This window comes from Rhizobium atlanticum (genome assembly GCF_030182485.1).
GTDB lineage: Bacteria > Pseudomonadota > Alphaproteobacteria > Rhizobiales > Rhizobiaceae > Rhizobium.
The window spans coordinates 204,260-228,689 of record NZ_JAQJCJ010000007.1 but is presented as its reverse complement, the minus strand read 5'-3'; the positions used below and the strand labels follow the sequence as shown (position 1 = coordinate 228,689).

General features: G+C 59.8%; 22 protein-coding genes and 1 pseudogene. 13 read left to right on the top strand and 10 right to left on the bottom strand.

Translation table 11 applies throughout. The annotated features are described in order from the left end of the window. The first annotated feature begins 26 nt into the window (after nucleotides 1–26). Together PH551_RS12920 and secB are read left to right on the top strand one after the other, a co-directional pair. Complete coding sequence (locus PH551_RS12920) at nucleotides 27–530, top strand: FxsA family protein (protein ID WP_285193290.1); 504 nt, start codon at nucleotides 27–29, stop codon at nucleotides 528–530. Nucleotides 531–631: 101 nt separating this feature from the next. Continuing rightward, nucleotides 632–1,114 (top strand): protein-export chaperone SecB, encoded by a 483-nt coding sequence (secB, locus tag PH551_RS12915; protein ID WP_011423412.1) that lies wholly within the window; start codon nucleotides 632–634, stop codon nucleotides 1,112–1,114. A 51-nt stretch (nucleotides 1,115–1,165) separates the two neighbouring features. Here the strand turns inward: secB and dnaQ are convergent, their stop codons facing one another. From dnaQ to PH551_RS12890, 5 genes are read right to left on the bottom strand one after another with little or no spacing between them, the layout of a single operon-like run. Then, the gene (dnaQ, locus tag PH551_RS12910) at nucleotides 1,166–1,888 is read right to left on the bottom strand and encodes a DNA polymerase III subunit epsilon (protein ID WP_085776426.1); all 723 of its coding nucleotides are present in this window, start codon (nucleotides 1,886–1,888) and stop codon (nucleotides 1,166–1,168) included. Continuing rightward, nucleotides 1,881–2,492: a dephospho-CoA kinase gene (gene coaE, locus PH551_RS12905; protein ID WP_285193289.1), complete on the bottom strand. Its 612-nt coding sequence runs from the start codon at nucleotides 2,490–2,492 to the stop codon at nucleotides 1,881–1,883. The genes dnaQ and coaE overlap by 8 nt, the downstream gene beginning before the upstream one ends. Then, complete coding sequence (locus tag PH551_RS12900) at nucleotides 2,492–3,349, bottom strand: shikimate dehydrogenase (RefSeq protein WP_183705833.1); 858 nt, start codon at nucleotides 3,347–3,349, stop codon at nucleotides 2,492–2,494. The genes coaE and PH551_RS12900 overlap by 1 nt, the downstream gene beginning before the upstream one ends. Further along, nucleotides 3,342–3,941, bottom strand: a complete 600-nt coding sequence (locus tag PH551_RS12895; RefSeq protein ID WP_285193288.1) for a Maf-like protein — start codon at nucleotides 3,939–3,941, stop codon at nucleotides 3,342–3,344. Before PH551_RS12895 ends, PH551_RS12900 begins: the two co-directional genes overlap by 8 nt. A 32-nt stretch (nucleotides 3,942–3,973) precedes the next feature. Next, nucleotides 3,974–4,795 (bottom strand): pyruvate, water dikinase regulatory protein, encoded by an 822-nt coding sequence (locus PH551_RS12890; RefSeq protein ID WP_085776422.1) that lies wholly within the window; start codon nucleotides 4,793–4,795, stop codon nucleotides 3,974–3,976. 400 nt (nucleotides 4,796–5,195) lie between these two features. Between PH551_RS12890 and hemE the strand changes: the two genes are divergently transcribed. The 8 genes from hemE (at nucleotide 5,196) to PH551_RS12850 (ending at nucleotide 13,979) form a co-directional block, all read left to right on the top strand. Next, nucleotides 5,196–6,239 (top strand): uroporphyrinogen decarboxylase, encoded by a 1,044-nt coding sequence (gene hemE, locus PH551_RS12885; protein ID WP_285193286.1) that lies wholly within the window; start codon nucleotides 5,196–5,198, stop codon nucleotides 6,237–6,239. Nucleotides 6,240–6,241: 2 nt separating this feature from the next. Continuing rightward, a complete protein-coding gene (gene hemJ / locus PH551_RS12880; protein WP_285193285.1) occupies nucleotides 6,242–6,778 on the top strand; it encodes a protoporphyrinogen oxidase HemJ in 537 nt (178 codons plus the stop codon). A gap of 200 nt (nucleotides 6,779–6,978) precedes the next feature. Continuing rightward, nucleotides 6,979–8,244 (top strand): transcription termination factor Rho, encoded by a 1,266-nt coding sequence (rho, locus tag PH551_RS12875; protein WP_003589536.1) that lies wholly within the window; start codon nucleotides 6,979–6,981, stop codon nucleotides 8,242–8,244. A gap of 107 nt (nucleotides 8,245–8,351) precedes the next feature. Continuing rightward, a complete protein-coding gene (gene mnmE / locus PH551_RS12870) occupies nucleotides 8,352–9,665 on the top strand; it encodes a tRNA uridine-5-carboxymethylaminomethyl(34) synthesis GTPase MnmE (protein WP_285193284.1) in 1,314 nt (437 codons plus the stop codon). A 68-nt stretch (nucleotides 9,666–9,733) separates the two neighbouring features. Beyond that, nucleotides 9,734–11,611, top strand: a complete 1,878-nt coding sequence (mnmG, locus tag PH551_RS12865; RefSeq protein WP_285193283.1) for a tRNA uridine-5-carboxymethylaminomethyl(34) synthesis enzyme MnmG — start codon at nucleotides 9,734–9,736, stop codon at nucleotides 11,609–11,611. A 23-nt stretch (nucleotides 11,612–11,634) separates the two neighbouring features. Then, complete coding sequence (rsmG, locus tag PH551_RS12860) at nucleotides 11,635–12,252, top strand: 16S rRNA (guanine(527)-N(7))-methyltransferase RsmG (RefSeq protein WP_285193282.1); 618 nt, start codon at nucleotides 11,635–11,637, stop codon at nucleotides 12,250–12,252. A gap of 19 nt (nucleotides 12,253–12,271) precedes the next feature. Beyond that, nucleotides 12,272–13,066, top strand: coding sequence for a ParA family protein (locus PH551_RS12855; protein ID WP_285193281.1), 795 nt, complete (start codon nucleotides 12,272–12,274; stop codon nucleotides 13,064–13,066). Between the two features lie 31 nt (nucleotides 13,067–13,097). After that, on the top strand, nucleotides 13,098–13,979 hold the full coding sequence (locus tag PH551_RS12850; RefSeq protein ID WP_285193280.1) for a ParB/RepB/Spo0J family partition protein: 882 nt from the start codon (nucleotides 13,098–13,100) through the stop codon (nucleotides 13,977–13,979). On the opposite strand, the gene holA is transcribed toward PH551_RS12850, so the two are convergent. The 3 genes from holA to leuS are packed head-to-tail and all read right to left on the bottom strand — an operon-like array spanning nucleotide 13,980 to nucleotide 18,161. Continuing rightward, entirely contained in the window at nucleotides 13,980–15,020 is a 1,041-nt protein-coding gene (holA, locus tag PH551_RS12845) for a DNA polymerase III subunit delta (RefSeq protein ID WP_285193279.1), read from the bottom strand. An 11-nt stretch (nucleotides 15,021–15,031) separates the two neighbouring features. After that, on the bottom strand, nucleotides 15,032–15,541 hold the full coding sequence (gene lptE, locus PH551_RS12840) for an LPS assembly lipoprotein LptE (RefSeq protein ID WP_085779899.1): 510 nt from the start codon (nucleotides 15,539–15,541) through the stop codon (nucleotides 15,032–15,034). Then, the gene (gene leuS / locus PH551_RS12835) at nucleotides 15,531–18,161 is read right to left on the bottom strand and encodes a leucine--tRNA ligase (protein ID WP_285193278.1); all 2,631 of its coding nucleotides are present in this window, start codon (nucleotides 18,159–18,161) and stop codon (nucleotides 15,531–15,533) included. Before leuS ends, lptE begins: the two co-directional genes overlap by 11 nt. 200 nt (nucleotides 18,162–18,361) lie before the next feature. Here leuS and PH551_RS12830 point away from each other — a divergent pair, with 200 nt between their 5' ends. Together PH551_RS12830 and PH551_RS12825 are read left to right on the top strand one after the other, a co-directional pair. Beyond that, nucleotides 18,362–19,021, top strand: coding sequence for a YggS family pyridoxal phosphate-dependent enzyme (locus PH551_RS12830; protein ID WP_285193276.1), 660 nt, complete (start codon nucleotides 18,362–18,364; stop codon nucleotides 19,019–19,021). A gap of 81 nt (nucleotides 19,022–19,102) precedes the next feature. Continuing rightward, a pseudogene (locus PH551_RS12825) lies at nucleotides 19,103–21,014 on the top strand (propionyl-CoA synthetase). A 122-nt stretch (nucleotides 21,015–21,136) separates the two neighbouring features. On the opposite strand, the gene PH551_RS12820 reads toward PH551_RS12825, so the two are convergent. Next, a complete protein-coding gene (locus PH551_RS12820) occupies nucleotides 21,137–21,838 on the bottom strand; it encodes a DUF1013 domain-containing protein (protein WP_097601297.1) in 702 nt (233 codons plus the stop codon). A gap of 229 nt (nucleotides 21,839–22,067) precedes the next feature. On the opposite strand from PH551_RS12820, the gene acs reads away from it, so the two are divergent. Further along, nucleotides 22,068–24,023 (top strand): acetate--CoA ligase, encoded by a 1,956-nt coding sequence (gene acs / locus PH551_RS12815; RefSeq protein ID WP_285193275.1) that lies wholly within the window; start codon nucleotides 22,068–22,070, stop codon nucleotides 24,021–24,023. Nucleotides 24,024–24,118: 95 nt separating this feature from the next. Here the strand turns inward: acs and PH551_RS12810 are convergent, their stop codons facing one another. Then, on the bottom strand, nucleotides 24,119–24,343 hold the full coding sequence (locus PH551_RS12810; protein WP_085779893.1) for a DUF1674 domain-containing protein: 225 nt from the start codon (nucleotides 24,341–24,343) through the stop codon (nucleotides 24,119–24,121). Nucleotides 24,344–24,430: the final 87 nt, after the last annotated feature.

The window sequence follows — 24,430 nt, the reverse complement described above, 5'->3', positions numbered from 1 at the left end:
CCGGCAAAAGCCGGGACATGACGACCATGCGTTTTTCAATTCTGCCGGCTTTCATTCTGTTGCTGCCGCTTGGCGAAATTGCCGGCTTCGTCATTGTCGGTCGCGCAATCGGGCTGGCGCTGACGCTTGCGCTCGTCATGGCGAGCTTCATCTTCGGCGTGGTCCTGCTGCGCCGGCAGGGGATCGGCATCCTGCGCCGGATGTCGAGCGAAGGGCGGAACGGCGTGATGCCCGGACGTGATCTGCTGAAGCCGGCAATGACGGTGATTGCCGCGCTGCTGCTGATCATTCCCGGTTTCCTCACGGATATCATCGCCATCCTCATTCTCATTCCGCCGGTGCGCGATCTCCTCTGGCGGTCGATCGCCAAACGCTTCGTCGTCAACGCCGCAAGCGGCTTTTCCAATGGCGCGAAACCCGACTTCCGCGATCGCAATTCAAATTCGAAGGTGGTCGATCTCGACGAGGAGGACTATCATAGGGAGCCGGATCGCAACTCGCCATGGTCCGGCAAACATCTCGGGGACTGAGGCTTTGCCGGTGATCGGCTGCGGCTTGCGCCCAGGGTTGTAAGCCCCTCCCCGAAATGTTAGATGGCGGCACCATTCCCATGCCCTTCGAGGAAAAGCCAATGGCAGACGATAACAACAGCAACGGTGCGACCAACCCGACCCTTTCGATCCTTGCGCAATATACCAAGGACCTCTCCTTCGAAAATCCGGGTGCGCCGCGTTCGCTGCAGGCCCGCGACAAGGCGCCAACGATCAACATCAATGTGAACGTCAACGCCAATCCGCTTTCCGACACGGATTTCGATGTCGTGCTGTCGCTGAATGCCGAAGCCAAGGATGGCGACAAGACGGTGTTCCATACGGAACTCGTCTATGGTGGCGTCTTCCGCGTTGCCGGTTTCCCGCAGGAGCACATGCTGCCGGTGCTCTTCATCGAGTGCCCGCGCATGCTCTTCCCCTTCGCCCGGCAGATCATCGCCGACGTGACCCGTAACGGCGGTTTCCCGCCGCTGATGATCGATCCGATCGACTTCACGCAGATGTTCGCTCAGCGCGTTGCCGAAGAACAGGCCCGCGCCAAGGTTCAGGCCGTTCCGAACTGATCGAATCTTTGGATTCTGACATGCGGATGCCCGGGCCGGTCCCGGGCATTTTCAATTCGGGCGGGCGTATTTCGCCCAGATGCCCTTTTCGCCGAGCTTGGCGACCAGCGCCTCATGCGCCTGCGCTTCGGACTGGCTGAGCCGGGAGCCAAGCGGACGAGGGCGTTCGAGCGCCGCGGCAAACGCCATATCATCTTCCATCGCCATTTCACCGCGGGCCGCCTGGCCGGGTTGACCCGATATGCTCAGGCCGAACGCAGCCTGTCTGCCGCCGATCATCTCGATATAGACTTCGGCCAATAGTTCGGAGTCGAGCAGCGCGCCGTGTTTGGTACGGTGCGAGTTGTCGATGCCGTAACGCCGGCAGAGCGCGTCGAGCGAATTCGGTCCCATCGGGTGCTTGCGCCGCGCCATCGACAGCGTATCGACCACTTTGTCGGGCAAGATCGGCGGCAAACCGAGCCGCGCGAATTCAGCGTTGATGAAGCCCATATCGAAAGTGGCGTTATGCGCGATCCATTTGCCGTCGCCGAAGAAGGCGAGGATTTCCTCGGCCACCTCGGCGAAAGGCTTCTTGTCCTTCAGGAATTCATCGGTGATGCCGTGCACCGCAAGTGCATCCGGATGAACCTTCTGGTCTCCCGGATTGATGTAGATATGCAGCGTGTTGCCGGTCGGAAAATGGTTGAAGAGCTCGATGCCGCCGATTTCGATGATACGGTCGGCGCGGTTGTCGAGGCCGGTGGTTTCCGTATCGAAGATGATCTCACGCATTCCGGAAATCTCCATTGGCAATCCGCATTTTCAGCTCGGCGACGATCTCAAATACCCGCGCCCTGGTCTCCGCAATGCTGTGGCTGGTGTCGACCAGATAATCGGCGCGGCGCCGTTTTTCCGCATCAGGCGTCTGGCGAGAGAGAATCATATCGAATTTTTCTTCCGTCATGTCATCGCGCGCAAGCACCCTCTGACGCTGAATCTGTGGATCGGTGCTGACGACAACGATGACGTCCACTCTCTCCCAGGCGCCGGTTTCGAAGAGCAGCGGAATATCGAGCAGGACCATTTCGGCGCCGGCTGCCTGCTGTCGCTCCAGAAATTCCGTTTCCCGTTTGCGCACCAGCGGATGGACGATCGCTTCGAGGCGCTTGAAGCCTTCGGGATCGAGCGCGAGCTGGCGGCCCAGCTCCTGCCGGTCAACCGCTCCATGCTTCATCGTGCCGGGGAAAGCGGCATCCACAAGCGGTGCTGCCTCGCCGGCGTAGAGGTCATGGACCACGGCGTCGGAGTCATTCAAGGGGATTCCGGCCTCGGCGAAGAGTTTGCCGACCGTCGATTTTCCCATTCCGATTGAGCCGGTGAGTCCGATCTTGAGCATCAATGGACTTCCATGTCGGCAATAATCAAAGCGCGCAGCGCCGCGTCGACGACCGGACGCTTGCCGAACCATTTTTCGAAACCGGGAACAGCCTGGTGCAGCAGCATGCCGAGACCGTCGACGACCGAGAGTCCCTGCTCTTCCGCCTGTCTCAGGATCGGTGTCTTCAAGGGGATGTAGACGATATCGGTGACGACGGCATCCGTTGCGAGCGGCGCAAAATCGATCGACGGCGCCGCTTCGCCATCCATGCCGAGCGAGGTCGTGTTGATGAAGAGGCCAGCGCCATGCATGACTTCGGCAAGCGCGCCCACCGGATGGGCTCGAACTCTCGGACCGAAGCGATCGGCCAGCTCTCGCGCACGTTCGACGGTGCGGTTGACGACGTGGATTTCCCTGAAGCCACGGTCGCGGACGGCTTGGATGATCGCCCGACTCGCGCCGCCGGCACCGAAGACCACGGCCGTATCATGACGGTCCCAGCCGGAATGGCGCTCGTCGAGATTGGCGGTGAAGCCGCGGCCGTCGGTATTGGTGGCATGCAGGAGACCATCCTCCAACCAGAGCGTATTCGAGGCGCCGAGTTCATGCGCCAGATCGTCCGGCTTGTCGGCGAGCCGGAAGGCAAGTTCCTTGTGGGGGATGGTGACATTGCCTCCGATAAAGCCGGAGCTGCCGTCCTTCAGCGAGGCAATGAAATCGGGAAAGGCATCGGGTGTTACCTCGTGGGCGCGGTAGCTGCCCGGCAGGCCAAGCGTCTTCAGCCAGTATCCATGTATCAGCGGTGAGCGCGAATGCTTGATGGGAAAGCCCGTGACAAATGCATTCGGCCCCAGTGTTTCACGTGAATCATCCATCGATCGCCCCGAATTCTCGCAATTTTCCCAGGAGCGGAAGCATCGGCAGCCCGAGTATGGTGAAATAGTCGCCCTCGATCTTCTCGAAGAGTTGAACGCCCTCACCTTCCAGCTGATAGGCGCCGACGCTGGAAAGCGCCCGTTTACCCACCCGCGCCAGGTGCCTGGCGATGAAATCTTCCGTCAAGGATCGCATTGTCAGTTCGGCATGGCCGATATGCTCCCACAAGACGGCGCCGTCGCGGACGATCGCGATGGCGCTGTTCAGCCGGTGGGTGGTGCCCGACAGAGCGCGAAGGTGGTTTGCGGCGTCGGCCATGTCCTTCGGTTTGTGAAAAACGCGGTCGCCGAGCGACATCGTCTGATCCGAACCGATGACGAGAGCCTCGGGGAAACGGGCGCTGACATCTTCGGCTTTAGCCTTTGCCAGGATGCAGGCGACGGTGTTCGGCTTCGCACCGGCTTTTTCGAGCGGCGCCTCAACCGCCCTTTCGTCGATCTCCGCGGGATGTGCCTCAAAGGAGAGACCGGCATTTTCCATCAGCATCCGCCGAAAAGGGCTCGACGATGCAAGGATGAGTTTCGGTGTCATGGTTTCTCCCACTCCCGGCTTTTTGTCAGCGCTTAACGCAGCTTCGGGCGGAGGGCAACAATGGCGGCCGCCGTTTCCTCGATTGAGCGGCGCGTAACGTCGATCAGCGGCCATCCGTGCCGGGCGCAGAGGGAGCGGGCATATTTCAGCTCTTCCGAGATCGTGGCTCGATCGGTGTAGTGCTCGCGGTCGAACCCTTGCGTCGTCCCGAGCACCCGATTTTCCCGGACCTGGGAAATGCGGTCGGTGGTGGCGATCAGGCAGACGATCAGCGGTTTTGTCGCCACGAGCAGGCTCTCCGGCAGGGGCACGCCGTAGACGATCGGGATGTTCGCCGTCTTGATGCCGCGATTGGCGAGATAGATGCTGGTCGGCGTCTTCGATGTCCGGCTGATGCCGATGATGACAACATCCGCGTCGTTGTAATCATCCGGCATCTGGCCGTCGTCATGATCCATGGTGAAGTTCAACGCCTCGATGCGGGCGAAGTAGCCGGCGTTCATCACATGCTGGGCCCCGACCCGGCGGCGAGACGGGGCGCCAAGATAGATCTGGAATGCATTCATGACCGGCTCCAGCACATTGACCGAGGCGACACCCATCTCGACGCAGCGTTCGTCGATCAGGTTCGCCAAATCGCGGTCGACAATCGTGTAGAGCACGATCCCCGGCGCGTCATCGATCGCCTGCAGAACCGGCAGCAGCTGTTTGCGATTGCGGATCAGGGGATAGACATGTTCGATCGGCTGAGCGGATCTGAACTGCGCCGAAGCGGCGCGGCCGGCGGAGATGAGAGTCTCTCCGGTCGAGTCAGAAATCAGGTGCAGATGAAAGAAGTTCGTTCTGTTCTCCACGTTATTTTCCGCTGCCTGTTGAAAAGACTGGATGATGGAGAGCTAAGGCGGCGAGGCTGTCTCGGGCAAGGGAAAACATGCCTGCTTATCCACATTTCGAATCTTCCGGACCGGTTTCGGCCGCTCCTGTGGAGGCTGGGGATGAAATCGACTTGTCGTCCAGCGGCCCACAGCCTATCCACAGGCACGAAAAAACTCGTCCTCTGGCAAGAATTTGGAATCGCTTTCGGATTCGGATTCTTCCCGGAATTTGACAGGAATGGGGAAATTCTTTCGAGTTCCTCGTCGAACGCGCGACAAATGGCATCGGCAGTGGATGGATTTTAATCCTTGATAGACACCGACTCTAAGAAATAGAAACCTTTTAAAATATCTTTGATTTTTTATAGGGAAGACGCGCTTGAGCGATAGGCGGCGAAAGATCATGAGGGTTCTCGACGGCGAAAGCGTTTTTCCTCCTCCTCTCTGGCTGATGAGACAGGCAGGACGCTATCTGCCGGAATACAGGGAGACCCGGGCAAAGGCCGGAAGCTTCCTCGATCTCTGCTACACGCCCGATCACGCCGTTGAAGTGACGTTGCAGCCGATCCGCCGCTACGGCTTCGATGCAGCGATCCTGTTTTCCGACATTCTCGTCATTCCCGACGCGATGAAGCGGAATGTTCGTTTCACTGAAGGCCATGGACCGGAGATGGATCCGATCGATGAAGCGGGCATCGGCAGATTGAACGGCGACGACGTTGTCGATTATCTCGGACCGGTTCTGGAAACGGTTCGGCGGTTGCGGCAGGAATTACCTGAAGAAACGACTCTGCTCGGTTTCTGCGGCGCGCCTTGGACGGTTGCGACCTATATGATCGCCGGCCACGGCACCCCGGATCAGGCCCCTGCCCGTCTCTTCGCCTACAAACATCCTCGCGCCTTCGAGCATCTGCTGATGCTGCTTGCCGACGTTTCTGCCGATTATCTGGTGGCGCAGATCGACGCCGGCGCCGATGCCGTGCAGATCTTCGATTCCTGGGCGGGTGTTCTCGGCGAGAAAGAGTTCGACGCCTTCGCCGTCAAGCCGGTTGCACGGATGATCGCCTCGATCAAGGCGCGGCGGCCGCAGGCGCGCATCATCGCCTTCGCCAAGGGTGCAGGCTACCAGCTAAAAACCTATCGTCAGAAGACCGGAGCGGATGCGATCGGTCTCGACTGGTCCGTCCCGTTGGCCTTTGCCGCCGAACTTCAGAAAGATGGTCCGGTTCAGGGCAATCTGGATCCGATGCGCGTCGTTGCTGGCGGCCGGGCGCTGGAAGAGGGTATCGACGATATTCTGCATCATCTCGGCAATGGACCGCTTATCTTCAATCTCGGCCACGGCATCACGCCGCAAGCCGACCCCGAACATGTGCGTTTGCTGGTTGAACGCGTCCGGGGTTCACGGATGGCCCGGGCGTGACGATGGAAAAACAGACGGACCGCAGAGCCGGCGCTTACGCCCGGCGCCGCGCGCATTTTGCGCTGGCCTTCTTCGCGCTGGTGGCTGTTGGGCTTTTCGCCTGGAATCCCGACAATCTCTATCTCTGGATCAAGGCGCTTCATATCATCGCGGTCATCTCTTGGATGGCGGGACTGTTCTATATGCCGCGGTTGTTCATCTATCATACCGACGCCGAACCTGGCTCGGTGCAGTCGGAAACCTTCAAGGTGATGGAGCGCCGGCTGCTTCGCATCATCATGACGCCGGCGATGATGCTGACCTGGATCTTCGGTCTTTACCTCGCCTGGTCGGTCTACGGGTTCCAGGGCGGCTGGCTGCATGCAAAAATCGGGCTTGTCGTGCTGCTGACCGGGATCCATATGTTCTTCAGCAGCGCCGTGCGCGCCTTTGAGAGGGACGAAAATCGCCGTTCCGCGCGTTACTGGAGGTTCATGAACGAGGCGCCGACTTTGCTGATGATCGCGATCGTGATCCTCGTCGTGGTGAAGCCATTCTGACGAGAAATCCTCCCTCAGGTTAAATTTGCTTCATTTTAAGCAGCCCCCTTGCGGCGGCGATAACGAGTCGCTATTTTCCGCGCATCTCATCTACGTGGCATGTGTGTAGATTTCAGTCGTCTGCGAGCCCCTTTCGCAGTACCGAATACGACCCAACATCGCCTTTCCCCTTCGAAATTGAAAAGAGTATTGGTCACTTCATGGCTGAAATGAAGCTTCAGGAACTTAAGAGCAAATCCCCGACGGATCTTCTGGCTTTCGCCGAATCGCTCGAGGTCGAGAATGCAAGCACGATGCGCAAGCAGGAGCTGATGTTTGCGATCCTCAAAATGCTTGCCAGCCAGGATGTGGAAATCATCGGCGAAGGGGTCGTCGAGGTGTTGCAGGACGGCTTCGGCTTCCTGCGTTCGGCGAATGCAAACTACCTGCCCGGTCCCGACGACATCTACATCTCGCCGTCACAGATCCGCCGTTTCTCGTTGAAAACGGGCGACACGGTCGAGGGACCGATCCGCGGGCCAAAGGAAGGCGAGCGTTATTTCGCGCTGCTCAAGGTCAACACCATCAATTTCGACGATCCGGAAAAGATTCGTCATAAGGTTCATTTCGACAACCTGACGCCGCTCTACCCGAATGAGCGCTTCAAGATGGAACTCGAGATCCCGACCTCCAAGGATCTGTCGCCGCGTGTGATCGACTTGGTGGCGCCGCTCGGCAAGGGCCAGCGCGGACTGATCGTCGCGCCTCCGCGCACGGGTAAGACCGTGCTTCTCCAGAACATCGCCCATTCGATCACGGCCAACCATCCGGAATGTTATCTCATCGTTCTTCTGATCGACGAGCGTCCCGAGGAAGTGACCGACATGCAGCGCTCGGTCCGCGGCGAGGTTATCTCCTCGACCTTCGACGAGCCGGCAGTGCGTCACGTCCAGGTGGCCGAAATGGTCATCGAAAAAGCAAAGCGTCTGGTCGAGCACGGGCGCGACGTCGTCATCCTGCTCGATTCGATTACACGCCTTGGCCGCGCCTATAACACGGTCGTTCCCTCCTCCGGCAAGGTTCTGACGGGCGGCGTGGACGCCAACGCACTGCAGCGGCCGAAGCGCTTCTTCGGCGCCGCGCGCAATATCGAGGAAGGCGGTTCCCTGACGATCATCGCGACTGCGTTGATCGATACCGGCAGCCGCATGGACGAAGTCATCTTTGAAGAGTTCAAGGGTACCGGCAACTCCGAAATTGTCCTTGACCGCAAGGTTGCCGACAAGCGCATCTTCCCGGCGATGGATATTCTGAAGTCCGGCACGCGTAAGGAAGACCTTCTTGTTCCGCGCCAGGATTTGCAGAAGATCTTCGTTTTGCGTCGTATTCTCGCGCCGATGGGCACTACCGACGCGATCGAATTCCTGATCGACAAACTCAAACAGACGAAGAATAATTCCGACTTCTTCGACTCGATGAACACCTGATCCTTAGCCGGATTCTGCTGATGAGAGCTGGCGCATCGTCTCGATGTCGCCAGCTTTTTGTTTAAGGGACTCGATTCGGACTCGAACAGAAAAACCGGACGCATGGCATGTTGAATGATACAATCTATGCGCTTTCGAGCGGTCCTCCGCCCTCGGGTGTTTCGGTCGTCCGCATCAGCGGTCCGCTGACCAGAGATATATTGATCCGGCTGGCTGGAACCGTACCGGCTGACCGAGCGGCGTCCTACCGAACGATTCGGACTCGTAACAACGAACCGATCGACAACGGCCTAGTGCTGTTTTTTCCCGCCCCGCATTCTTTCACCGGCGACGATGTGGCCGAGTTGCAGATCCACGGCAGTAAGGCCGTGTTGGCGGCATTGTTCTCCGAACTTGGCGGTATTCCAGGTGTTCGTATGGCCCATGAAGGCGAGTTTTCGCGGCGGGCCTTCGAAAATGGCAAGCTTGATCTTGTCGAGGTTGAGGGGCTCGCCGATTTGATCGGCGCCGAAACCGAGATGCAGCGCCGTCTTGCCGTGGAGCAGAGCGCCGGCGGCGTCTCGGCGATTTACGATTCGTGGGCGGAACGATTAACCCGGGCTCGGGCCCTGATCGAGGCGGAGCTCGATTTTCCCGACGAAGACGACGTTCCAGGCTCCGTCTCGGACATGGTGTGGGCCGACATGCAGGTGCTTCGCGACGATATCGGCCTTCATCTCAAATCGGCCTCGGCGGGCGAAATCATCAGGGACGGCTTTAAAGTGGTGATCGCGGGCGCTCCGAATGCCGGAAAATCGAGCCTGTTGAATGCCTTGGCCCGGCGTGACGTTGCGATCGTCACCGACATTGCCGGAACCACCCGCGATGTGCTGCAGGTCGATCTCGATATTGACGGCTATCTTGTCAAACTCTATGACACCGCCGGTCTGCGGCAGGCGGACGACCGGGTGGAAATGGAGGGCGTGCGGCGCGCGCGTGTTGCGCTTCGTGATGCCGATCTTGCGCTGCTGTTGGTCGACATGAGCAATCCGACGATTCCCGGCGACTTGGAGCAGACTTTGCCCCATGTTACTGTCGGAACGAAGAAGGATCTCGTTGAGACTGGCTCGGATCGCTATGACCTGCAGATTTCGACGCTGACCGGTGACGGTCTGTCGGAGTTGCGTCAGCTGATCGGGCGCATTGTCGCCGAGCGTTTTAGTGGCCTGTCTTTGGCCATCCCCAGCCGGCAGCGGCATAAGGATTCGCTGACGAAATGTTTGGCAGCGCTCGATGCGGCAATCTCGGAAATTGACGCAGATCTTGAACTGCGCACCGAACAGCTTCGGCTTGCGGCTGAATACCTGGGGAGAATTACCGGGCGGGTGGACGTCGAACAGCTGCTCGACGTGATCTTCTCGGAGTTTTGCATCGGCAAGTGATTCACGTGAAACCTTTCCGGCGGCGCGCCTCAGGTTTACGTGAAACCCTGCTGTTTTGGAGTTTTGATATGACCGATAGTGGCTATGATGTGATCGTCATCGGCGGCGGCCATGCAGGGACCGAGGCGGCCAGTGCGGCTGCGCGCCTCGGTGCGAAAACTGCGCTTGTTACCCACAGACGAGACACGATCGGGGTCATGTCCTGCAATCCGGCGATCGGCGGGCTCGGAAAGGGACATCTGGTTCGTGAGATCGACGCGATGGATGGCCTGATGGGCCGGGTTGCCGATGTTGCCGGCATCCAGTTCAGAATGCTGAACCGCAAAAAGGGTGCGGCCGTGCGGGGTCCACGGACCCAGGCAGATCGAAAGCTTTACCGGCTGGCGATGCTCGCCGCAATCGAAGCGATGCCAGGCCTGGACATTATCGAGGGCGACGCATTCGATCTCGATGTGCTCGATGGCCGTGTCGCCGGCGTCATCATGAAAGACGGCCGACGGCTGCAGGCGCCGGCCGTGGTCTTGACAACCGGCACCTTCCTGCGCGGTCTTATTCATATCGGCTCTGAAAAGACGCCTGCTGGTCGTGTCGGCGAAGCGCCGTCGATCGGCCTGTCCGCCACCCTGGCGCGGTTGGGGCTGCGGCTGGGACGGTTGAAAACCGGGACGCCGGCCCGGCTGGATGGCAGGACGATCGACTGGCAATCCGTCGGCCGACAGGGTGCGGACGAGGAGCTTGTGCCCTTTTCCTTCATGACCGACACCATCACCACCCGGCAGGTCGAATGCGGCGTTACCAGGACGACCGAGGCGACACACGGCATCATTATCGACAATATCAAGCGCTCGGCGATGTATTCCGGGCAGATCGAAGGCGTCGGGCCGCGTTACTGCCCGTCCATCGAAGATAAGCTGGTGAAATTCGGAGAGCGCGACGGACATCAGGTCTTTCTTGAACCCGAGGGACTGGATGACGACACGGTTTATCCGAACGGCATTTCGACGTCGCTGCCGGCCGAAGTTCAAGCTGCGTTCATTAAAACCATTCCAGGCCTCGAATCGGCGAGGATCCTGCAGCCGGGTTATGCCATCGAATATGACCATGTCGATCCAAGAGAGCTTACCCCATCGCTTGAGGTCAAGCGATTGAGAGGTCTGTTCCTCGCGGGCCAGATCAATGGCACCACCGGTTATGAGGAGGCAGCGGCCCAGGGGCTGGCAGCCGGATTGAATGCCGCCCTACGCAGTTCCGATTCGGAACCGTTCCATTTCAGCCGGACAAGCTCCTATATTGGCGTGATGATCGACGACCTCACGTCGCGCGGCGTTACGGAACCGTATCGAATGTTTACGTCGCGTGCGGAGTACCGCCTGACTTTGCGTGCCGACAACGCCGATGTGCGGCTGACACCGCTGGCTATGGAGCTTGGATGTGTGAGCGCCGAGCGCGCCGAGCGATTCAACAGGTATCAGGCCGAGATTGACGCTGGGCGCGCCCAACTGATGGCGCTGACGGTGACGCCCAATGAGGCGCGACGGGCGGGCTTGAACATTAACCTCGATGGCCAGCGCCGGACGGCCTACGATCTGTTGTCTTACCCGGCCTATGATTTCGCCGCACTTCGACGGGTTTGGCCGGAGGAATTGGGTAGGCTCCGGCCAAAGGTCGCGGAGGCGTTGGAGATCGAGGCAGGCTACTCGGTCTACCTTGATCGGCAGGCGGCTGCGATCGCCGATCAACAACGCGACGAGGAGCGGCGGATACCGGCCGATTTTAATTATGACGCGCTCTCGGGCCTTTCGAATGAGCTCAAGGCGAAGCTCGGTGCTGCTCGCCCGTTCAACGTTGCCCAGGCGGCGATCGTCGAGGGTATGACCCCCGCCGCCATTGCGCTGCTGCTCGTGCACCTGCGTCGGCAACACGGAATCGCGCGGCAGAGCGCCTGACACAAGATTTGAGAGTCCTGAGAATGGAACTGAACGGTTTGCGTGTTTCACGTGAAACACAGGAACGACTTCAACATTTCGCGACGCTTTTTCAGAAATGGGCAAAAACGATCAATCTGGTGGCGCCATCGACGCTCGATGCGCTGTGGCACCGCCATATTGCTGACAGCAGTCAGATCTTTCAGATCTACCCGCAGCCCGTCACCTGGGTAGACCTCGGCAGTGGTGGCGGCTTTCCTGGTGTGATTACCGCCATCTTCCTGGCAGAGCTGCAAGACGGTTGGGTGCATCTTGTCGAAAGCAACCATAAAAAGGCGGCGTTTTTGCGAACGGCGCTGCGGGAGACGAATGCTCGGGGGAGCGTTCACGCCAGTCGAATCGAAGACGCCTATCCGGAGATCGGCGATTGCGACGCGATCTCGGCGCGAGCCCTGGCCGATCTTGATGGGTTGATCGGCTATTCAGCCCCCTGGATGCTTGGCAAGGAAAATTGCCGGGGGTTTTTTCACAAAGGCCGGGATTACCTGAGGGAAATCGCCGAAGCCCGTGGTCGGTGGGAATTCGATCTGGTAGAACATGAGAGCGTCGTCGAGCAGGAATCCGTGATTTTGGAAGTATCGAACCTCCGGCGCTTGGTTTAACAGATCGGATATTGCAGCAATGGCTGGCGAACGACATCGGATAATAACCATCGCAAATCAGAAAGGTGGCGTTGGCAAGACGACCACTGCAATCAATCTGGCAACGGCGCTGGCCGCTATCGGCGAGCGTGTCCTGATCGTCGATCTGGATCCGCAGGGCAATGCTAGCACCGGCCTCGGTATCGACCGCCGCGACCGCAAGCTCTCCTCCTATGACCTGATGGTCGGTGACCGCGGGATCCGCGACGTGACGCTGGAAACAGCCGTTCCCAACCTCTTCATCGTTCCTTCGACCATGGATCTGCTTGGCATCGAGATGGAAATCTCGCAGCATAGCGATCGGGTTTTCAAATTGCGGAAGGCACTGTCCTCTCCCGAGGCTATGGCATTCTCCTATATTCTTCTCGATTGCCCGCCCTCTTTCAATTTGCTGACGATGAATGCCATGGCGGCCGCCCATTCGGTGCTGGTGCCGCTGCAATGCGAATTCTTTGCGCTGGAGGGGCTCAGCCAGCTGCTCGAGACCGTCAGTCAGGTTCGTCGGACAGTAAATCCGCGGTTGGATATTCAGGGCATCGTCTTGACGATGTTCGATGCGCGTAACAATTTGGCCCAGCAGGTGGTCAATGATGTGCGGACGCATCTCGGGGAAAAGGTTTATCATACGTTAATTCCCCGTAACGTCCGGGTGTCCGAGGCGCCGTCCTACGGCAAGCCCGCTATTCTCTATGATCTGAAATGCGCGGGTAGCCAGGCCTATCTGCAACTGGCCTCCGAGGTCATTCAGCGTGAGCGCCAGAGACTGGCCGCGTAAGATCATTTCCGGAATGAGGTGAGTGTAGATTATGAATGACGATGTCTCGAAAAGACGACTGGGTCGCGGCCTTGCAGCACTGATTGGTGAAATGGATCAGCCTGTTCCGGTCGAAGCTGAACGCACCGTCAGCGCCGACCGGATGATTCCGATCGAATTCGTCGGCCGCAACCCGCGCAATCCGCGTCGTTTCTTCGATGACACCGAACTGCACGATCTTGCGAGTTCCATCCGCCAGCACGGCATCGTTCAGCCGATTGTGGTGCGGACGATGTCACAAGACAGATATGAAATCATCGCCGGGGAGCGGCGCTGGCGGGCGGCGCAACTCGCTGGCCTGATCGAAATCCCGGTCATTATTCGTGACGTTGACGACAAGACCGCCCTTGAGATTGCGATCGTCGAAAACGTGCAGCGAGCGGATCTCAATCCTCTCGAAGAGGCGTTGGGCTATGAGCAGCTGATCGCCGAATATGGCTACACGCAAAATGATCTTGGCGAGATCATCGGTAAAAGCCGCAGTCATGTCGCCAACTCGCTGCGTTTGCTGAAATTGCCCGATCCGGTTCGCGATCTTCTTGCCGCCGGCAGTCTTTCCGCCGGCCATGCACGCGCACTTGTTTCGACGCCCGATCCGGCAAGCCTTGCCCGCACCATCGTCGCCAAGGGCATGTCGGTGCGTGATGCCGAGAAGTTGGCGCAGAACAATATCAAGGCGCAATCGGAGCCGCAGCAGCCGGCGTTGCGTCGCGATCAGAAGGATTCCGATACGCTGGCGCTGGAGCGCACGCTTTCCGATGCCCTCGGTCTTGATGTTTCAATCAATCACAAGAACGGCGGCGGCCAGATCAAAATATCATATAAGTCGCTGGAACAGCTCGAGGAAATCTGCCGCCTGCTGGAAAGGCGATGATCAGCCGGATTTGCGGCCGGATTGTAGAGTGGTGGAGAGAAGTGTTTGCATCGCAACGCTGTCTTCCAGCACCTGCCGTCGCCGGCTCTGGAGGATCGCTGCCTGCAGGCGATTGGATTCACGCGCGATGCTGTCCGCCGACCAGTGGCGGAGCGCCTGCTCGATGATCGGCTTGCGGCGAAAATGCAGATGCCGACCCATCGTCTGCATGACCTGAGGCGCCTGCACCCTTTTTTCTTCCATTTCAGCGCGCATCATGTCCAGAAGCTGGAATTGCTTCAGGCAGGCCTGCAGCACCAGAAATATAGCGGTTTTTGAACTGCTGATCTTTTGCATGGCATGCAGGAAACCGTTGAGGTCACCGCTGAGGATGGCATCGACGGTGTCATCGACGGAGATCGCGCTGGCGTCGCCAATTATTTCGGCAACGTGATGTTCCTCAACCGTATTGAGTCCGCTGCAATAAAGGGCGAGCTTGCGCACTTCGTTACGGGAAGCGATGCGATCACCGCCGATCAGGGAGATCAGCGCCTGACGGGCCGCCGGGGTAATGCCAAGCTTCTGCGCGCCGAGTTCAGCATCGATCAAGCCGTTCAGAGCGCGGCTGTCGTCGGCGTAGGAGGGGATCGTCATGACGGATCCTGCGGCTTCCGCGGTCTTGCGAAGCAGGGATCCTTTTTTCAGATCGCCGGCCTCAACGATCAGGTAGGCGGCTTCGAGCGGTTTTTCGGCCAGCACCGCCAGGGAATCGACGAGGTATTTTTCGTTGGCTGCACCGCGGATCCAGATGAGTTTCTCGCCGCCGAACAAGCCGATAGACTGAGCCTCGTCAACCAAGCGTCCGGGATCCTTCTGCAGATCCCCGATATCGAGTTTGGTTAGGGAGAAAGGATCGTGTAGCGCGACGCCGGTCTTGCCGGCGATCTGGCCGGCCCGTTCGGAAACCAGGCCGCGATCCGGCCCGTAAATGACGAAAATTCGGTAGTTCCCCGCCGATTTCTGCAGGAAAGTCTCGAATTCATGGGACTTGATTTCGGCCACCTCCCCGGCCCTCAGCGGCTGAGGGCAGCGGCGAGATCGGCTCCTACGAATTCTGCCGCCTGATCCGCCGCGCGGTTCTCGGCATCGCGGATCGCCCTTTGCTTGGCAAACTCCTGCTCGGAGAAATCCACCAGGGCAGTCGCTTGGCGGCTACCGGCCTTGATCACGTGTCCGTCGGCAATAGCACTCAGCGTATAGGTAACGGTGACGGTGACACGACCGGCGCGCGATGTATCGCCGGATTGACGCAGCAGCGTATCGGCGACGCTCGAAGTAGCGCGCATTTGGACGTGATATTGTGGATTTGTCGCTTCGCCGGCGCCGCGCGATGCCAAGAAGATCAGGCGATTGCGCACCTGCTGTTCGACGCGGCCTGATGCATCGGAAAAGCCGACCGAGGACAACTTTTCGACGACGCCGGAACTCTCGGAATAAAGCGGCCGAACCTGGCAGGCCGAAAGAAATGCCGAGGCGGCAAGGATCATGGCGATGCCGGCATTGCGGATGATATCAGACGACAATGTTCACAATCCTTTGGGGAACCACGATGATCTTCTTCGGCGCCTGACCGTTCAGCACGTTCTTCACCGCATCCAGTTCCAGCACGGCGTTGGTGACGGCATTCTGATCTGCATCGCGAGAAATTGTCAATTCGGCGCGCTTCTTGCCGTTGACCTGCACGGGCAGAACGACGTCATTCTCCGTGACCAGCGCTTCCACGTAACGCGGCCAGTCCGTGCGGGCGAGCAGCCCGGCATTGCCGAGCGTAGCCCAGCACTCCTCGGCAAGATGTGGTGTCATCGGTGCGACGAGCTGGATCAGGATCTCGGCAGCGTCACGCACGGCGGCACGATAGGCGATGTCGCCTTCACCCGCCGCAACCCTCGTCAGCGGCGCGGCGAGGGCATTGACGAGCTCGTAGATGCGGGCTACGGCCTTGTTGAACCACAGCTTGTCGTAGTCGTTCTGAACGGCCTTCAGCGTCTTGTGCGCCGCCTGCGAGATTCCCAGAGCCTCCCCTTCGCTTGCCGGTGCGGGGGCAACGGTCGACAGGCCGCCGGCCGCTTCGGAAATCAGCCGCCATAGGCGCTGAGTGAAACGATGGGCACCTTCGACGCCGGCTTCCGACCAGATGACGTCACGCTCCGGCGGGGAGTCGGAGAGAACGAAGAAACGCGCGGTATCGGCGCCATAGGAGGCGATAATATCGTCGGGATCGACAACGTTCTTCTTTGATTTCGACATCTTCTCGATCGAGCCGATGGCGATTTCTTCATCTGACGCCAGCAAGAAGGCACGGCGTTTACCGTCGATCTCTTCGATGCGGATATCGGCGGGAGCCACCCACTCGCGGCCGGCGCCGGAACCGCGGCTGTAGGTTTCATGGACCACCATGCCCTGGGTAAAAAGACCCTTGAAGGGTTCGGTGGCGGCGACATGGCCGGTCTCGCGCATGGCGCGGGTGAAAAAACGGGAATAAAGCAGATGCAAAATCGCGTGCTCGATGCCGCCGATATATTGATCGACCGGCAGCCAGCGACTAGCCGCCTCAGGATCGGTCGGCTTGGCTTCCCAAGGTGCGGTAAAGCGGGTGAAATACCAGCTTGAATCGACGAAGGTGTCCATCGTATCCGTCTCGCGGCGTGCGTCCTTGCCGCAGTTCGGGCAGGCGACATGCCGCCAGGTCGGATGACGATCGAGTGGATTGCCGGGCTGGTCGAAGGTTACATCCTCCGGCAGCTTGACCGGCAGGTCCTTCTTCGGCACCGGCACAACGCCGCAGGCGTCGCAATGGATGACCGGGATCGGGCAGCCCCAATAGCGCTGGCGCGAAATGCCCCAGTCGCGCAGACGGAAATTGATCTTCCGTTCGCCCTGCGGCGCATTGCCGAGGGAAGCCGCCGACAGCCGGTCGGCAACGATATTGAAGGCTTCCTCCGTCGTCTTGCCGTCGAGGAAACGCGAATTGATCATCACTCCGTCGCCGTCATAGGCGGTGTCGCCGACGGAAAAGCTTGCGGCGTCACCATCCCTTGGCATGACGACCGGCACAACCGGCAAGCCATATTTCCGGGCAAAGTCGAGGTCGCGCTGGTCCCCCGACGGGCAGCCGAAGATCGCACCCGTGCCGTAATCCATCAGAACGAAATTGGCGATGTAGACAGGCAGTTCCCAGGAGGGATCGAGCGGATGCCTGACGCGGATGCCGGTATCCATGCCCTTCTTTTCGGCGGTCTCGAGCGCGGCAAGTGAGGTGCCGGCGCGGCGGCACTCCTCACAGAAGGCTTCGATCTCAACATTCTTCGCGGCCGCATCCTTGGCCAGCGGATGATCGGCTGAGATCGCCAGGAAGGAGGCGCCGAACAACGTGTCTGGACGTGTCGTATAGACCGTGATTTCGGTCTCACCGGCAGGCGCGGTCTCCGGCACGATTTCCCAGCGGACCGTCAGACCCTCGGAACGGCCGATCCAGTTCTTTTGCATCAGGCGCACTTTTTCCGGCCACTGGTCGAGCGTATCCAGCGCGTCCAGCAGGTCCTGGCTGAAATCGGTGATCTTGAAGAACCATTGCGTCAGTTCGCGCTGTTCGACCAGCGCACCGGAGCGCCAGCCGCGGCCGTCGATCACCTGTTCGTTGGCAAGAACGGTATTGTCGACCGGATCCCAGTTTACCTTCGACTGCTTGCGGTAGACCAGACCCTTTTCCAGGAAGTCCAGGAACAGGTGCTGCTGGTGCTGGTAATAGTCGACGTCGCAGGTGGCGAATTCGCGGCTCCAATCCAGCGACAGCCCCATCGCCTTCAGCTGCGATTTCATCGAGGCGATGTTCTGGTAGGTCCAGGATGCGGGGTGGACACCGCGCTCCATGGCGGCGTTTTCCGCCGGCATGCCGAAGGCGTCCCAGCCCATCGGATGCAGAACGTTATAACCGCGGGCGCGCTTGTAACGGGCAACCACGTCGCCCATAGCGTAATTGCGGACATGGCCCATATGAATGCGCCCCGAGGGATAGGGAAACATTTCGAGGACATAATATTTTTCGCGCGGATCCGAATTGTCGGTCTCGAAGACCTTGTCTTCGTTCCATTTCTGCTGCCAGCGGGGCTCGGCGTCGCGCGGATTATAACGTTCGGTGGCCATGGTATTCGAAATTCCGGAAAATCAGGGGAGTTGGCCGAGACCTTCACCATGAAACCACGATAGCGTCAAGTTTTGCGGGCGCTGCAAGCGTCCGATCTTCATGCCGCCGAAGCGATTTCGCCGGTGCGGGTCTTGGCAAGCACGGAATGGCTGGCTAGTTCATGCCAATTCCTTTCACGTTGATATGTCGAGGCAGAACGATGGAACTTCAAGAGCGGTTGAACGACGTGCGCTCGCGGATCGCGGCGGCGGAACGCCAGGCAGGTCGTCCGGCCGGTTCCGTTCAGCTCATCGCCGTATCGAAGACGTTCGAGGCGGATGCGATCCGTCCGGCTATCGACGCCGGGCAGCGGGTGTTCGGCGAGAACCGGGTACAGGAAAGCCAAGGCAAATGGCCCGATCTGAAGGCCGAGTATCCTGAGATCGAACTGCATCTGATCGGGCCGCTGCAATCGAATAAGGCGGCGGATGCGGTGGCGCTCTTCGATGTCATCGAGACGGTGGACCGCGAAAAGATCGCCCGCGCCCTCGCCGAGGAGATGAAGCGTCAGGGCAGGACGCCGCGGCTCTACGTCCAGGTCAATACCGGGCTGGAACCGCAGAAGGCCGGCATCCCTCCCCAGGATACGCCTGATTTCGTCGCCCTCTGCCGCGATCAACTCGGCCTGTCCATCGAGGGGTTGATGTGCATCCCGCCGGCTGAGGAAAATCCCGGGCCGCATTTCGCGTTGCTGGCAAAGCTCGCCGCCAAATGCAGCGTCGAAAAACTTTCCATGGGCATGTCGGGTGATTACGAGACGGCGATTGCTTTCGGCGCCACCAGTGTGCGCGTCGGATCGGCGATTTTCGGCGCGCGTTGATACCTGCTTTCGTCGGGCTTTCCGTCCTCCTCGGCCGAGCCTAAATTGATATCGAGGCTTGCATGTTCTGGGGAGGAGCAGATGCAAAACGGCTATCATCAGGTCTATGCGGCCTGGAAAAAGGATCCCGAAGGCTTCTGGAGCGAAGCCGCCGCCGATATCGACTGGTTCAAGCCTCCGGAGCGGATCTTTTCACCCGATAATGGCGTCTATGGCCGGTGGTTTTCAGGGGCAGAGACCAATACTTGCCACAATTGCCTGGATCGACATGTCGCAGCTGGACGCGGTGGCGAGACGGCGATCCTCTTCGACAGCGCCATGACCGGCGAGAAGCGCCGTTTCACCTATGATGGGGCGCTTGGTGAGGTGAAGGCGATCGCAGCAACACTGCTCGAGATCGGCATCGGCAAGGGCGACCGCGTGATCCTTTATATGCCGATGGTGCCGGAGGCGGTGTTTTCCATGCTCGCCTGCGCTCGCATCGGTGCGGTTCATTCCGTCGTTTTCGGCGGCTTTGCCGCCAGCGAACTTGCCGCGCGCATCGACGACAGCGGTGCTAAGCTGGTGATCACCGCAAGCTGCGGCCTCGAGCCCGGTCGCGTCATCGCCTATAAGCCGCTGGTCGATCAAGCCATCGAGCTTGCGCGGACGAAGCCGGAGCGCTGCCTGGTGCTGCAGCGGCCGCAGCTTCCGGCAGAGCTCGCCGGTGGCCGCGACCAGGATTTCGAGGCGGCGGTGGCGGCCCATCGCGGCGCAGAGGTGGCCTGTGTTCCCGTCAAGGCGACCGATCCGCTCTATATCCTCTACACCTCGGGCACCACGGGCCAACCGAAGGGCGTAGTCCGCGACAATGGCGGCCATATGGTCGCGCTTAACTGGTCGATGCGGAATGTCTACGGCCTGAAGCCGGGCGAGGTGTTCTGGACGGCGTCCGATATCGGCTGGGTCGTCGGCCATTCCTATATCGTCTATGCCCCGCTGATCGCGGGCGTGACCACGCTGATCTATGAGGGAAAGCCGGTCGGCACCCCGGATGCCGGCGTCTTCTGGCGGATCGTCTCGGAATACAAGGTGCGTGCGCTTTTCACGGCGCCGACCGCATTCCGCGCCATCCGGCGGGAGGATGGTGAGGGCGAACTGCTGCGCAAATATCCGATGCCGGATTTCCGGGCGCTGTTTCTGGCCGGCGAGAGGGCGGACCCTGAAACGCTGAAATGGGCGGAGCGCATGTTCGGCGTGCCGGTCATCGATTCACTGGTGGCAGACGGAGACCGGCTGGCCGATCGCCGCCAATCCGCTTGGTCTTGGCGCCCTCCCCGTCAAGCATGGCTCACCGACATTGCCGATGCCCGGTTATGACATCGCGGTGCTCGACGATGCCGGTCACCCGGTCGAGGCGGGAACGCTCGGCAATATCGTCATAAAGCTGCCCTTGCCGCCGGGTTGCCTGCCGACCCTCTGGAACGCCGACGATCGCTTCCGGTCGGCTTACCTCGATGAATTTCCTGGCTACTACAAGACCGCCGATGCCGGCTGTGTCGACGAGGACGGTTATCTTTTCGTCATGTCGCGCACTGATGACATCATCAATTGCGCTGGTCACCGGCTTTCCACCGGGGCGATGGAGGAGGTCTGCGCGCGCCATCCCGATGTCGCCGAGTGCGCGGTCATCGGTATGACCGATGCGGTGAAGGGTCAGGTTCCCTGTGGTTTCCTGGTGCTGAAACGCGATGTTTCCCGTGAAACGCCGGCGATCGAATCGGAGGTCGTGGCGATGATCCGCCAGTCGATCGGCCCAGTCGCGGCCTTCAAAACGGCCATCACCGTTAACCGATTGCCGAAAACGCGCTCCGGCAAAATCCTGCGCGGAACCATGCAGAAGATCGCTGACGGCATACCCTGGAAAATGCCGGCAACCATCGATGATCCGGCGATATTGGAAGAGATCGCAGAGGCACTGCGAAAGCGTGGTTTTGGCTCCCTGCCGATGTGAAATCAGCGGGAAGGCTGCCGGAAGGTCAGCATATTGCTCGGCCTTGTGTGAGATGCTCTACAGCAACGCCAATGAAAAACCCCGCCTTTTCGGCGGGGTTTTTGCATGAGAAGGCTGATATCTCAGTACTGCTCGTCCTCGTCTTCGTCCTTCGGGGCCGAGCGCAGCGAGCTCAGCTTGCGGAAAACGGCGTCGGCGTCGATTTCCTTTTCCTCTTCGCGCTCGTAGCTCGGGGTCAGGCGCTCGGTCTCCTGCGCCGATTGCAGCGTTGCGCCCAGCTCGGCGGCGGTCGGCAGGGGACGACCCTTGGCGGCCTTTTCCACTTCCATGTCGAGGTCGATCTGGCTGCAGAGGCCGAGTGTGACCGGATCCATCGGCGCCAGGTTGGCGGAGTTCCAGTGGGTGCGCTCGCGGATCTGCTCGATCGTCGATTTCGTCGTGCCGACGAGGCGCGAAATCTGCGCGTCCTTCAGCTCCGGATGGTTGCGGACGAGCCAGAGAATGGCGTTCGGGCGGTCTTGACGCTTGGAGACCGGCGTGTAACGCGGGCCGCGGCGCTTGGATTCCGGCACGCGCACCTTCGGTTCGGAAAGCTTCAGCTTGTGGTTCGGGTTGGCTTCGGCACGAGCAATCTCATCGCGGGAAAGCTGTCCCGTCGAGATCGGGTCGAGACCCTTGATGCCCTGCGCGGCTTCGCCGTCGGCGATGGCTTTGACTTCGAGCGGGTGCAGTTTGCAGAACTGCGCGATCTGATCGAAAGACAGCGCCGTGTTGTCGACAAGCCAGATGGCAGTCGCCTTCGGCATGAGCAATGTTTGAGCCATGGATATAGTCCTTCTATCGTCCGCGCCGGTCGCGGTCCGTGGATTGTCACCACAATGTCCGGGAAATATGGCGCTATATAACCGGACTGTCGCAGAATTGCAATTCTTCCGAAATCAAATGACCTTTGTCTAATTGCCGTGGCGATGCGAACTGCTATGAATCGCCGTGATTTGAAGTTCGGGCCCAGATAGCTCGCGGTCCGTCGCATGTCCCATGAGGAGGAGTACCATGTCGGAGAAGATCTATCCGGTCACGAAGCCGGTAAAGGCGCGCGCCCTGATCGATAAGGATAAGTACCTGAAATGGTACGAGGAAAGCATCGAAAATCCAGACAAGTTCTGGGGCAAGCACGGCAAGCGGATCGACTGGTTCAAACCTTATACCAAGGTCAAGAACACCTCCTTCACCGGCAAGGTCTCGATCAAATGGTTCGAAGACGGCCAGACGAACGTTTCCTACAATTGTATCGACCGCCATTTGAAGACGAATGGCGACCAGGTGGCGATCATCTGGGAAGGGGACAATCCCTATATCGATAAGAAGGTCACCTATAACGAACTCTACGAGCATGTTTGCCGGACAGCGAACGTGTTGAAGAAGCATGGTGTCAAGAAGGGCGATCGCGTCACCATCTACATGCCGATGATCCCCGAAGCAGCCTATGCGATGCTCGCCTGCGCCCGCATCGGCGCGGTGCATTCCGTCGTCTTCGGCGGCTTCTCGCCAGAGGCGCTGGCAGGGCGTATCGTCGACTGTGAATCCACCTTCGTCATCACCTGCGACGAAGGCGTGCGCGGCGGCAAGCCGGTGCCGCTGAAGGACAATACCGATACGGCCATCGATATCGCCGCCCGCCAGCATGTTCGTGTCAGCAAGGTGCTGGTGGTGCGCCGGACCGGCGGCAAGACGGGCTGGGCGCCGGGTCGCGACCTCTGGTATCACAAGGAGATCGCTACGGTGAAGCCGGAATGCCCGCCGGTGAAGATGAAGGCGGAAGATCCGCTGTTCATCCTCTACACCTCAGGTTCGACCGGCAAGCCGAAGGGCGTGCTGCACACGACCGGCGGTTACCTCGTCTATGCATCGATTACGCATGAATATGTCTTCGACTATCATCACGGCGATGTCTACTGGTGCACGGCCGATGTCGGCTGGGTCACCGGTCACTCCTATATCGTCTATGGGCCGCTCGCCAACTGCGCGACCACGCTGATGTTCGAGGGCGTGCCGAATTTCCCGGATCAGGGCCGTTTCTGGGAAGTGATCGACAAGCACAAGGTCAACATCTTCTACACGGCGCCGACGGCGATCCGCTCGCTGATGGGCGCCGGCGACGAATTCGTCACGCGCTCCTCCCGCTCTTCGCTGCGCCTGCTCGGCACGGTCGGCGAACCGATCAATCCGGAAGCCTGGGAATGGTATTACAATGTCGTCGGCGACAAGCGCTGCCCGGTGATCGATACCTGGTGGCAGACGGAAACCGGCGGCCACATGATCACGCCGCTGCCGGGCGCGACCGACCTGAAGCCGGGTTCGGCGACGACGCCGTTCTTCGGCGTCAAGCCGCAGTTGGTCGACAATGAGGGAAAGGTGCTGGAAGGCCCCGCCGACGGCAATCTCTGCATCGCCGACAGCTGGCCGGGCCAGATGCGCACGGTCTATGGCGACCATGGCCGCTTCATCCAGACTTATTTCTCCACCTACAAGGGCAAGTACTTCACCGGTGACGGCTGCCGGCGCGATGCGGACGGCTATTATTGGATCACCGGCCGCGTCGACGACGTGCTCAACGTCTCCGGCCACCGGCTCGGAACGGCGGAGGTTGAGTCTGCCCTCGTCTCGCACAATCTGGTTTCGGAAGCGGCGGTCGTCGGTTATCCCCATGCGATCAAGGGCCAGGGCATCTATTGCTATGTGACGCTAATGGCCGGTCACGATGGTTCGGACACTCTTCGCCAGGAACTGGTGAAACATGTGCGCGCCGAAATCGGCCCGATCGCCGCGCCCGACAAGATCCAATTCGCGCCCGGCCTGCCGAAGACCCGCTCCGGCAAGATCATGCGCCGCATCCTGCGCAAGATCGCCGAGGACGATTTCGGTGCCCTCGGCGACACTTCGACGCTTGCCGATCCCGCCGTCGTCGACGATCTGATCGCCAACCGGCAGAACAAGGCGACCGCCTGATATATAAAGAGCCGCTCCATCCGAGTCGGGGCGGCTCACTTTACTTGGCTGGCGAATTTGGACGGCCTGCACGAGGCCGGGATTCAGGCCCGATCTCAAAAATCGATCGCCCGGCCGTTGATCTCGTAATCGCCGAAGCGCGCAGGCTCGGCGCCGCCGCGGCCGCCGATCTCAGGTGGCAGCTCCAACGGCTTCCGGTTCTTCCGTCGTTCTTCAGCCTCGGCAAGCGCACGTTGGGCCGCCGGGGACAGCACCTTGCGCGGCGGCTCCGATCCCTCGGCCGTCGGCGTTTGGCTATTGTCGTTATCGGCTTCCTGCATGGCCTTCTCCTGCCGGAAATATTGAAAATGGCGGGTGGATAACCAAATCATAATGCGCGGTCGCCGGGATTGAAAGCTTGCGACGCC

Excerpts from the sequence above, each read along its gene's own strand:
- PH551_RS12920 (WP_285193290.1), top strand. The coding sequence starts at position 27 with ATGCGTTTTTCAATTCTGCCGGCTTTCATTCTGTTGCTGCCGCTTGGC.
- secB (WP_011423412.1), top strand. The coding sequence starts at position 632 with ATGGCAGACGATAACAACAGCAACGGTGCGACCAACCCGACCCTTTCG.
- dnaQ (WP_085776426.1), bottom strand. The coding sequence starts at position 1,888 with ATGCGTGAGATCATCTTCGATACGGAAACCACCGGCCTCGACAACCGC.
- coaE (WP_285193289.1), bottom strand. The coding sequence starts at position 2,492 with ATGCTCAAGATCGGACTCACCGGCTCAATCGGAATGGGAAAATCGACG.
- PH551_RS12900 (WP_183705833.1), bottom strand. The coding sequence starts at position 3,349 with ATGGATGATTCACGTGAAACACTGGGGCCGAATGCATTTGTCACGGGC.
- PH551_RS12895 (WP_285193288.1), bottom strand. The coding sequence starts at position 3,941 with ATGACACCGAAACTCATCCTTGCATCGTCGAGCCCTTTTCGGCGGATG.
- hemJ (WP_285193285.1), top strand. The coding sequence starts at position 6,242 with ATGGAAAAACAGACGGACCGCAGAGCCGGCGCTTACGCCCGGCGCCGC.
- rho (WP_003589536.1), top strand. The coding sequence starts at position 6,979 with ATGGCTGAAATGAAGCTTCAGGAACTTAAGAGCAAATCCCCGACGGAT.
- mnmE (WP_285193284.1), top strand. The coding sequence starts at position 8,352 with ATGTTGAATGATACAATCTATGCGCTTTCGAGCGGTCCTCCGCCCTCG.
- mnmG (WP_285193283.1), top strand. The coding sequence starts at position 9,734 with ATGACCGATAGTGGCTATGATGTGATCGTCATCGGCGGCGGCCATGCA.
- rsmG (WP_285193282.1), top strand. The coding sequence starts at position 11,635 with ATGGAACTGAACGGTTTGCGTGTTTCACGTGAAACACAGGAACGACTT.
- PH551_RS12855 (WP_285193281.1), top strand. The coding sequence starts at position 12,272 with ATGGCTGGCGAACGACATCGGATAATAACCATCGCAAATCAGAAAGGT.
- PH551_RS12850 (WP_285193280.1), top strand. The coding sequence starts at position 13,098 with ATGAATGACGATGTCTCGAAAAGACGACTGGGTCGCGGCCTTGCAGCA.
- leuS (WP_285193278.1), bottom strand. The coding sequence starts at position 18,161 with ATGGCCACCGAACGTTATAATCCGCGCGACGCCGAGCCCCGCTGGCAG.
- PH551_RS12830 (WP_285193276.1), top strand. The coding sequence starts at position 18,362 with ATGGAACTTCAAGAGCGGTTGAACGACGTGCGCTCGCGGATCGCGGCG.
- PH551_RS12820 (WP_097601297.1), bottom strand. The coding sequence starts at position 21,838 with ATGGCTCAAACATTGCTCATGCCGAAGGCGACTGCCATCTGGCTTGTC.
- acs (WP_285193275.1), top strand. The coding sequence starts at position 22,068 with ATGTCGGAGAAGATCTATCCGGTCACGAAGCCGGTAAAGGCGCGCGCC.
- PH551_RS12810 (WP_085779893.1), bottom strand. The coding sequence starts at position 24,343 with ATGCAGGAAGCCGATAACGACAATAGCCAAACGCCGACGGCCGAGGGA.